Below are 7,991 nucleotides of genomic sequence, written 5' to 3'. Positions count from 1 at the left end.
AGTTCTTTATCTATTTTTGCGACTGCTTCTTTAGAAAATGATCTACAAGCACCTATACATCCTGTTTTAACATTTTCTTCTCCAGCTATTTCTTTTAATTTATTTACATCAACGTTTGAACAATATGGGCATACTCTTATCATATTTAAGTCCTCCTCTTAAGTGTTTATTAATACCGTTATACCCTCATATATTTTTATTTAAACATTTTTGCTACACAAAACATGTTATTGAATATAATTTTCAAGTTTTTTTATTGATAGAAAATTACACATTTTTTCAAAGTTGCTTTACTTTAATAAAACTACATTTGATGACTTTCCCGTCTTAACCCCTTATACCTACTAATTAAAACATTTTCCTTGTTATTAAGAGAATATTATATCTAGTATGTTGTATCAGATGACTTTAAATTATTTATTTTTACATAAACTATACTTATTATAAGTTTTTTATATATAAGATGTAATTTTAACTAATCGCATCTTGTATACACGCTTATACTGTGCTATAATGATAAAGTTATTTTAATGCTGGAAGGAGCAAAACAAATGTCAAAAAATAAAATTATAAACATTGCAGTTATAGCCCACGTTGATGCTGGGAAATCAACTTTAGTTGATGCATTCTTACACCAATCTGGAACGTTTAGAGACAACGAAGTAGTAAAAGACTGTGTAATGGATAGTAATGACCTTGAAGCTGAGAGAGGTATAACTATATATTCTAAGAACTGTTCTATAAACTACAAAGATTACAAAATAAATATAGTAGATACTCCTGGACATAGTGACTTCTCTTCTGAAGTTGAACGTGTTATAAAGACTGTTGATACTGTTGTATTACTAGTTGATGCTAGTGAAGGGCCAATGCCTCAAACTAGATTCGTTTTACAAAAATCTTTAGAAGCAGGTTTAAGACCTATATTATTTATAAATAAAATAGATAAATCTGATCAAAGAGCTGAAGAAGTAGTAGATGAGGTATTCGACTTATTCGTTGACTTAAACGCTAACGATGAGCAATGTGAATTCCCAATAATATACGGAATAGCTAAGCAAGGTATAGCTAAAAAAGAAATGGATGATGAAAGTACTAACCTTGCTCCATTATTTGAAACAGTTGTAAATCATGTAGAAGCTTACCCTGATTACAACAATGATCCTTTACAACTTCAAATATCTGCACTTGCATATGATGATTATGTAGGTAGATTAGGTATAGGTAGAGTTTACAAAGGAACTGTTAAAAATGGTTCTCAAGTATCTATATGTAGAACTGATGGATCTGTAGCAAGAGGAAAGATATCTAAGCTTACAGTTTACGAAGGATTAGTTCAAGTTGAAAAAGATGAAGCTGGTTCTGGTGACATAGTTGTTGTTGCTGGTATGCCTGATATATCAATAGGTGAAACTATCTGTAATACTGATAATCCATTACCAATGGAAATGATACACATAGAAGAACCAACATTATCTATGAACTTCTTAGTTAATGATTCTCCATTCTGCGGTAAGAGTGGTAAATTCGTTACTACTAGACATATAAAAGATAGATTAGATAAAGAATTAGAAGTTAACGTTGGTCTTAAAGTTGAGCCAATGGATACTACTGACGGATTCAGAGTATCTGGTCGTGGAGAACTTCACTTATCAATACTTCTTGAAAACATGAGACGTGAAGGATACGAAATAGGTGTATCTAAGCCTCAAGTTTTACTTCTTAAAGAAGAAGGAAAATTAATGGAACCTATGGAAAGAGTTATAGTTAACTGTCCAGAAGTTTATTCAGGAACTGTTATAAACAAGCTTAACTTAAGAAAAGCAATGATGGAAGCAATGGAAATAGAAGGAGATTATGTTAAAATAACATTTATAGCTCCAACTAGAGGACTTTTAGGATACAGAAGTGAATTCATAAACGATACTCGTGGAGAAGGAACTTTAGTTAGATCATTTGAAAGATACGAAGAACATAAAGGTGAAATACCTGGAAGAACTAACGGAGTTTTAGTAGCTCAAGGACCAGGTACTACAATGGCTTATGCTCTTAACGCTTTAAGTGATAGAGCTCAAATGTTCGTTGATCCAGGTACTGAAGTTTATGAAGGTATGATAATCGGTATGAACTCAAGAAAAGACGATATGGTTGTTAACCCTTGTAAAAACAAGAAATTAACTAACGTTCGTGCTTCTGGTACTGATGATGCTGTTAAATTACAAGCTGCAAGAATATTCACTCTTGAAGAAGCTTTAGAATTTATAGATGATGATGAATTAGTTGAAATAACTCCAGATTCTATAAGACTTAGAAAGAAATTCTTAAACGAAACTGAAAGATTAAGATACAATAAGTCTAGACAAGGAAAATAATAATAATTTATATAACAAAAGCTCACTTTTTAAGTGAGCTTTTACTTTTATAATTAGTTTACAGAAAAATACATTTATATAATTAAAACTTATATATTAAATTTCTTATAAGTTGTCTTGCGCTATATCGTCTAATATATGACTTTCTGTTAAATAAGATAAGAAAGTTAACCCATACATAACACATATTAATCCTGAGGTTATAAATATTATTCCCACTTCATCGATCCCTCCTTTTATTTTTATTATATCCATTGTATGTGAAATATCTATGAATTTTATTTGAATATTTGTTTATTTTTTACACATCTCTAATTCTATATACATTATAATACTACTTTATATCTTATTTCCAGTTTAAATTTTGTAACTTTTTCCATATTTAATATTAAATATATAATATTAATTTTTTATTTATATTTATATATTTTAATATTAGAATTTTTTGAACTTGTGTGCTATACTCTAAAATAATAATTAAAATACTTAAAAGCTATGATTAGAAAAAGTAAATTCAAATCGATTACCAGAGATGGAAACTTGTAAGCTGAAAGGTTTCCTTAATACGATGAATTGAAAAACTACCTATGAGCTTCTTATAGACGTAATGCTGCGTTAAAGTACTAAGTGGATTTTATATGAAATCAAATTGGGTGGAACCGCGGGAAAAGACTCTCGTCCCTTTTAGGGATATGAGTCTTTTTTTGTATATAAAATTAAAGGAGATGATTATAATGTTTTATTTAAGTACCCGAGGAAATAATAAAAAGTTAACTTCTTCTCAAGCTATAATAAAAGGAATTTGTGAAGATGGAGGACTTTATGTTCCGAGTGAATTTCCAAATATACTTGATAATCTTTCTGAATTAATAAATCTTAATTATTCTCAACTTTCATTATTTATTTTAGATAAATTTTTAGTTGACTTTAGTAAAGAAGAATTAGAAACTTGTATATCTAATGCATACGATTCTAAGTTTGATACTATTGATATTAGCCCCATATCTAAAGTTGGTGATAACTTTTTTCTTGAATTGTATCATGGCCCCACTTTAGCATTTAAGGATATGGCACTTACAATAATGCCTCACTTACTAAAAAAGTCTATTGAAAAAAGTAATTTAAATAAAGATGTAATAATACTGACTGCTACTTCTGGAGATACAGGAAAAGCTGCTTTAGAAGGCTTTAAGGATCTTGATGGCATTAAGATAATAGTATTTTTTCCTGAAGATGGAGTAAGCGACATTCAAAAACTTCAAATGAAAACTCAAGAAGGAAAAAACACTTATGTATTTGGTATAAATGGAAATTTCGATGATGCTCAGACTGGAGTTAAAAATATTTTTAATAATAAAGATTTTAATGATGAGTTAAAAAATCATAACTACCTTCTCTCTTCTGCTAACTCAATTAATATCGGTAGATTACTTCCTCAAATAATTTATTACTTTCATTCATATTTAAGCCTAGTTAAAAAAAATGAAATAAATTTATATGACAAAATAAACTTTGTTATTCCTACTGGAAATTTTGGAAATATATTAGCTGGTTTTTATGCTAAAACTATGGGGCTTCCTATAAATAAATTAATTTGCGCTTCTAATGATAATAATATTCTTTATGATTTTTTTACAACTGGTGTATATGATAAAAATAGAAATTTGAAATTAACAACTTCTCCTTCTATGGATATATTAATTTCTAGCAATTTAGAAAGGCTATTATTTGAACTATGTAACAGAGATTTTAATATACTAAACACTTTAATACATGATTTAAATACAAAAGGAGTTTATGAAATTTCTGATTCTATGAAAAATAATTTAAGTGATTTTTATGCAGAATATGCTAATTCAAAAGAAGTTGAAGCTACTATAAAAAAAGTTTTTGAAAATCACAATTATCTTATAGATACTCATACTGCTGTTGCATACTGTGCTTATGAAAAATACAAAAAAAATACTTTAGATAATAGTAAAACAGTAATAATTAGTACTGCTAGTCCTTATAAATTTTCAAAAGATGTTTTAAAGTCTATAGATTGTGATTTTGATATTTGTGATGATTTTGAAATTATAAACTATTTATCTAAATTAAGTCATACTCAAGTTCCTAAAGCTATTGAAAAGCTTAAATTCTCAAAAGTAATTCATAAAGATATATATGAAAAAGAAAATTTAATTGATGCTATTAAAAAAGTTCTTTTTTAATTTAAAGGCTTTATATTCTAATAAAACTGATTATAATATTTTGAAAGGATATGTGATTTTTTATGATAGAAATTATAGTACCTGCTACTAGTGCAAATATAGGACCTGGTTTTGATTGTTTGGGAATTTCCCTTAATTTATATAATAAATTTTATATAGAAGAAATTGATAATGGTCTTGAGATATATGGTTGCGAAGATGATTTTAAAAATGAAGATAATCTTATTTATACATCAATGAAGTACTTTTTTGATAATGTTGAATGTGATTATATTCCTAAAGGTATAAAAATAGGAATTAAAAGTGAGATTCCTATATGTAGAGGTCTTGGAAGTAGTGCTTCATGTATAGTTGCAGGTGTTATGGCTGCAAACTATTTTAGTAAATGTAATTTAGATAAGAATAAATTACTTGAAATAGCCACTAAGATAGAAGGTCACCCTGATAATGTAGCTCCTGCTTTATTTGGTAATATGATAATTTCAATAGTTAGTGATGGTAAAGTGCATTACGATACAATAAATATACCTGATGAACTTAAGTTTTGTGCTATGGTACCTGATTTTAGATTGTCAACTTCAAAGTCACGAGGTGTACTTCCTAAACATATACCTTACTCTGATGGAATTTTTAATATTGGTAGAGTTTCTTTACTTATATCTTCTTTAATAAATAAAAACTTTGATATGCTAAAAATTGCTTGTGATGATAAAATACATCAAAACTATAGAGGATCTTTAATTAAAAATTACGATGAAGTGTTAAACTATTGTTATGATTTAAATTGTATGGGAGTGTTTCTAAGCGGTGCTGGTCCTACTATTATGTCTATAATAAAAGATGAAGATTTTGAATTTAGTAGTAATATAAATTCTTATTTAAAAAGCTTAAATTGTAACTGGGATGTTATAAATCTTAAGTGTGATAATCAAGGTGCTTACATTAATATTTTATAAATAATGCTATTCATTCTTATTAAAATATAGTATAATGTCTTTAGTACCAGGTAATAATATTAACTATTATAATCATGTACTTGTATACAACATATAAGGAGGAGATTATCATAAAACCATTAAAAATTGGAGATTTAGTAGCAAAAGTTCCTGTAATACAAGGAGGAATGGGCATTGGAATATCAAGATCATCTTTAGCTGCTGCAGTTGCTAAAGCTGGAGGTGTTGGAGTTATTTCCGGAGTTCAGATAGGCTATGATGAAGAAGATTTCGAAAAAAATACTTTAAATGCGAATTTAAGAGCTTTAAAAAAGCATATTATAAAGGCTAAAGAAAATGCTAACGGTGGTATCATAGGTTTAAACCTTATGGTTGCTATGAATGCTTATGAAGAACATGTCAAAGAAGCAATATCTGCTGGTGTTGACTTAATTATATCTGGAGCTGGTCTTCCTACTAAGTTACCTTCATTAGTAAAAGGAAGCAAAGTAAAGATAGCTCCAATAGTTTCTACAGCTAAAGCTGCTAGTGTTATACTTAAGATGTGGGATAGAAAAGACAAAACTACAGCTGACTTACTAGTTGTAGAAGGTCCAAAAGCTGGTGGTCATCTTGGATATAGTAAGGAAGAACTGCAAGATGTAGATTCTATAGACTATGATAAGGAATTCGTTGAAATTCTAAAGGTAGCTAAGACTTATGGAGAAAAATATAATAAAGAAATACCTGTAGTTGCTGCTGGTGGTATTTTTACAGCTGATGATGTTTTAAAATACATAAATCTTGGAGCTAGCGGTGTACAAGTTGGTACAAAATTTGTAACTACTCATGAATGTGATGCTTCAGAAGCTTTTAAAAACACATATGTAAACGCTAGTGAAGAAGATATAGACTTAGTAGTTAGTCCAGTAGGTATGCCAGGACGTGCTATACACAATAAGTTTATTGAAAGGGTATCTTCTGCTCGTCCAAAAATAAGAAAATGCTATCATTGCTTAATTCCTTGTACACCAAATGAAACACCTTACTGTATATCTGAAGCTCTTATAAGTGCAGTTAAAGGTGATGTTGATAATGCACTATTATTCTGTGGAGCTAATGCCTACAAAGTTGATAGATTGTATTCTGTAGATGAGGTTATGAAAGAATTAACTTCTAAATTATAGGTAATTAATTTTTAGCTCACTTATATTTAAACCTTTTTGCAACACTCCTAAACCTAAGGTTTATATCTATTAATTTAAAGCTAAAAATTTATATACAAAAAGTGGAGTGCTTATAAAGCACTCCACTTTTTATATATCCTATTATACATTAAATGTTTCTTTTATTTTTTTTAATTTATCTATTATATTTATATGTTGAGGACATTTTTTTTCACATGCTCCACACTCTATACATTTAGATGCATCTTGGTTTGCTTTTACTAAATAGTTTTCATATGTTTTCTTAATTTTTTCTACACTATCAAACATAGATGAATTATTTAATAGGTCAAAGCATACAGGTATATTTACTTTAGCTGGACATGGTATACAATACTTACATCCAGTGCAGTTTACCTTTATCTTAGATTTAAATTCCTCTCTTAGTTTATTTATAGTTTCTTGTTCATAAATAGTCATTGAGTTCACTTGCCCTTGTGTGTCTGCGATTTTTAAATTGTCAACAACTTGTTCTAACGTTGACATTCCACTGAGAACTAAGCTTATTTCTTCTTTATTATATAGGAATTTAAATGCCCACTCTACAGCAGTCTTTTTAACTGGTGAATTATCTATTATTTCATTTATACCTTGTGAAAGATTATTTACTAATGATCCTCCACGAAGAGGTTCCATTATTATAACTCCTAATCCTTTATTTGCTGCATATAAAAGTCCTTCTCTTCCTGCTTGATAGTCTTCATCTATGTAATTGTATTGTATTTGTGTAAAATCCCAATCATAATCATCTACTATGTCTTTAAATAAATCTAATGTATCATGAAATGAAAATCCTACATATTTAACTAATTTCTTTTCTTTTATTTTTTCTATAAAATCAAATAATCCATTATCTTTTAACCTTTTATAATCATTTCTATTTAGGTTATGAATTAAGTAAAAATCTATTACATTTGTTTGTAATTTTTCTAATTGTTCATTTATATACTTGTCCATATCTTGTCTAGTATTTATAAGCCATGAAGGTAATTTTGTCGCTAATTTTACTTTTTCTCTATATCCATCTTTTAATGCCTTTCCAACAAATGTTTCACTTTCCCCGTTGTGATACGGATATGCTGTGTCTATGTAATTAACCCCATTGTCTATAGCGTATCTTACCATTTCTAAAGATTTAGTTTCATCTATTTTTCCATCCTTTTGTGGAAATCTCATGCATCCAAACCCTAGTATTGATACTTCTTCATTAGTTTTTCCTAATTTTCTATATTTCATATAGTCCCC

Annotated in this window: 5 protein-coding genes and 1 other annotated feature; of the genes, 4 read left to right on the top strand and 1 reads right to left on the bottom strand. The window is 28.5% G+C overall.

Translation table 11 applies throughout. The features are described 5' to 3' along the window. Window positions 1–551 precede the first annotated feature (551 nt). The 4 genes from typA (at window position 552) to VLM92_RS02370 (ending at window position 6,707) form a co-directional block, all read left to right on the top strand. Entirely contained in the window at window positions 552–2,372 is a 1,821-nt protein-coding gene (typA, locus tag VLM92_RS02385; protein ID WP_325274754.1) for a translational GTPase TypA, read from the top strand. A gap of 486 nt (window positions 2,373–2,858) precedes the next feature. Then, window positions 2,859–3,058, top strand: a binding site (T-box leader). 48 nt (window positions 3,059–3,106) lie between these two features. After that, window positions 3,107–4,585: a threonine synthase gene (thrC, locus tag VLM92_RS02380; protein WP_325274753.1), complete on the top strand. Its 1,479-nt coding sequence runs from the start codon at window positions 3,107–3,109 to the stop codon at window positions 4,583–4,585. A gap of 62 nt (window positions 4,586–4,647) precedes the next feature. Continuing rightward, on the top strand, window positions 4,648–5,541 hold the full coding sequence (gene thrB, locus VLM92_RS02375; RefSeq protein WP_325274752.1) for a homoserine kinase: 894 nt from the start codon (window positions 4,648–4,650) through the stop codon (window positions 5,539–5,541). A gap of 74 nt (window positions 5,542–5,615) precedes the next feature. Then, window positions 5,616–6,707, top strand: a complete 1,092-nt coding sequence (locus VLM92_RS02370) for a nitronate monooxygenase family protein (protein WP_325274751.1) — start codon at window positions 5,616–5,618, stop codon at window positions 6,705–6,707. Window positions 6,708–6,848: 141 nt separating this feature from the next. Here the strand turns inward: VLM92_RS02370 and VLM92_RS02365 are convergent. Beyond that, the coding region (locus tag VLM92_RS02365; protein ID WP_331681660.1) for an aldo/keto reductase at window positions 6,849–7,991 on the bottom strand (1,143 nt) is incomplete at its 5' end.

Origin of the sequence: Romboutsia sp. (genome assembly GCF_035470145.1) — a bacterium.
Lineage (GTDB): Bacteria > Bacillota > Clostridia > Peptostreptococcales > Peptostreptococcaceae > Romboutsia_D.
Note: the sequence above shows the minus strand (reverse complement) of the source record. Positions and strands in the feature narration are given on the sequence as shown.